The following is a 2,538-nucleotide window of genomic DNA, read 5'->3' on the forward strand; positions in this document are numbered from 1 at the left end:
ATGTACCGTGCTCACCTTCTGTATAATAAATGAGCACTCCTTCTGGGGGTGCCATTATTATGTAGGAGGTTATTTTTGTATGATTCATTATCGAAAAATCTTTGAATTGCACGATGAGGGAATCAGTCTCAGGGGCATTGCCTCAAGTACAGGGAACTCTCGTCAAAAAGTAACAGAAATTATCAATCTAGCCACGAAGAAGGGATTAATCTGTCCTTTAGAGGAAGAAATGACGGACAGGTGGATTGAGGAATTTCTCTTTCCGGAGAAGACCATGGAGGCTTCTGGCCGACAACCATTGAACTTTGATTATATTCATGAAGAGTTGGCAAAGCCTAATGTGACGCTTTCGCTTCTTCACCATGAATATGAGGCTGAATGTCGAGCGAATCATAAAATCCCTTACTCTTATCGTAGTTTCTTGCGTCACTATAGCAAATACGCTGACAAGTACAAAGCCACTTTACGAATTCGCAGAAAACCAGGCGAAATCATGGAAGTCGATTGGGCGGGATCTACGGCTTTCGTCGTTGATAGAGATAGTGGAGAGAAAGTAAAGGCGTACGTGTTCGTAGCGACATTGCCGTGCAGCCAATTCTCGTATGCGGAAGCCAGCTTATCAATGGATTCGTATTCATGGATTACAGCCCACAACCATGCGTATCAGTATTTTGGTGGCACGACACAAATTTTAGTGCCTGACAACTTGAAAACGAGTGTGACAAAGCATACGACACGCGAGTTGGTTCTAAATCCGGCTTACAGAGAAATGGCGGACTATTACAAGACCGTCGTGATGCCTGCACGGGTTCGAACGCCGAAAGACAAGGCAAATGTAGAAGGCTCTGTTGGAGTCATCTCTACATGGATTATCGCTGCACTGAGAAATACGCATTGCTTCAGTATCGATGAATTAAACGAAGAAGTGTGGATGAAATTAGATGAATTTAACCAACGTCCCTTTACTCGTAAGAAAGGGTCTCGCTTTTTTGCATTTGAAGAAGAGGAGAAATTTGCGCTTTCTCCCCTTCCAATCACACCTTATAAAATGTCTGAATGGAAAACAGCCAAAGTACGTCCAGATTATCACCTTTCTGTCGAGAGCATGTTCTATTCTGTTCCATACGAATATATCAACCGACAAGTAGAGGTGAAGCTTTCTGATGACCTCGTTGAAATCTTTTTCAATCATATGCGAGTCGGATCTCATAAACGATTATATGGGAAGTTCGGTCAGTTTTCTACTGTCCGTGACCATATGCCTGATAATCACAAGTTATTCGTGGATCAAACACCAGAAGCTGCAGTTGAATGGGCTGAAAGTATTGGAGCCTCAACTTTAAGTGTGATTCGATACCTTCTGAATACCTCACAAACAGAAAAACAGGCGCTACAATCCATATTTTCGTTAAAAAAGTCTGAGCGTCGCTACTCAAAATATGAAATTGAACGTGCATGTAAAATGGTCACCTCTATGACAAAAAGACCTACGGTCAAAAGTATACAGACGATTTTAAAGAACAATAAAAAGAATGATGCCGAACAGGAATTGAAACGCCATACAGAAATCAATACGAACACTTATGGTTTTACACGTGGAGCTACTTATTATGGGGGAACAAATAAATGATGAATGAACAAACACTAACAAAACTTCACGAAATGAAATTGAGTGGTATGGCAGAAGCCTATAAGGATCAAGCATTGAATAAAGAATTTCAAAAGCTGAGTTTTGAAGATCGTTTTAGTTTACTCGTCGACTTAGAACATTCCCGCCGGAAAAGCAATAAGCTTCAGCGTTTAATCAAAAAAGCCGCCTTTATGAATTCCCAGGCGTGTATTGAAGATATGGAATATCATGAAGATCGACGATTAGATAAAAAGTTGATTTTGAAGTTGGCAAGCGGTGGCTATATACAAGACCGTCACAACATCATATTGAAAGGACCTACTGGTTCAGGGAAATCATTCCTAGCCACTGCTTTAGGGGTATCTGCCTGTCGGCAGTTTTATAATGTCTCCTACATTCGCTTACCAGAATTATTGGATGAATTAACACTCGCCAAAGTAGCTTCAGACGGAAGCTATCGGAAAGGCATCAAAAAATATACGAAAGTGGACCTCCTCATCCTTGATGAATGGCTACTGACAGATTTATCAGCAGATGAGGCATCTATTCTACTAGAAATCACAGAAGCTCGTCATAAAATAGCTTCAACGATTTTCTGTTCACAAATCGATCCTAGTGGGTGGCATATAAAACTAGGGAATGAAACCATTGCGGAAGCGATTTTAGACCGTATTATTCATGATTCCTATCAGATTCTCTTAGACGGAGAGATTTCTATGCGTGAGCGCCATGGATTAGGCAGGGACGTGTGACAGATCAATGAAGACAGCCCTACACGATTATTAAAATACTAATCTGTAGGGCTTTTTACATTCGTTGGTCAATTCGGTGGCGATGCATGGTAAATTCATTGGCGAACAGTGGTAAAAAACATGGCGAGGGTGGTAACATTGGCTGGCTGTAATCAA

The 2,538-nt window shown here is 41.1% G+C and carries 2 protein-coding genes; both read left to right on the top strand.

All coding sequences use genetic code 11. The annotated features are described in order from the left end of the window. Positions 1-79 precede the first annotated feature (79 nt). A complete protein-coding gene (gene istA, locus EV213_RS20475; RefSeq protein ID WP_133582427.1) occupies positions 80-1,630 on the top strand; it encodes an IS21 family transposase in 1,551 nt (516 codons plus the stop codon). Next, positions 1,627-2,382: an IS21-like element helper ATPase IstB gene (gene istB / locus EV213_RS20480; RefSeq protein ID WP_208112794.1), complete on the top strand. Its 756-nt coding sequence runs from the start codon at positions 1,627-1,629 to the stop codon at positions 2,380-2,382. Before istA ends, istB begins: the two co-directional genes overlap by 4 nt. Positions 2,383-2,538: the final 156 nt, after the last annotated feature.

The organism is Aureibacillus halotolerans, assembly GCF_004363045.1.
GTDB classification, from domain to species: domain Bacteria; phylum Bacillota; class Bacilli; order Bacillales; family DSM-28697; genus Aureibacillus; species Aureibacillus halotolerans.

Coding starts and splice junctions, on each gene's coding strand:
- istA (WP_133582427.1), top strand. CDS start 80: ATGATTCATTATCGAAAAATCTTTGAATTGCACGATGAGGGAATCAGT.
- istB (WP_208112794.1), top strand. CDS start 1,627: ATGATGAATGAACAAACACTAACAAAACTTCACGAAATGAAATTGAGT.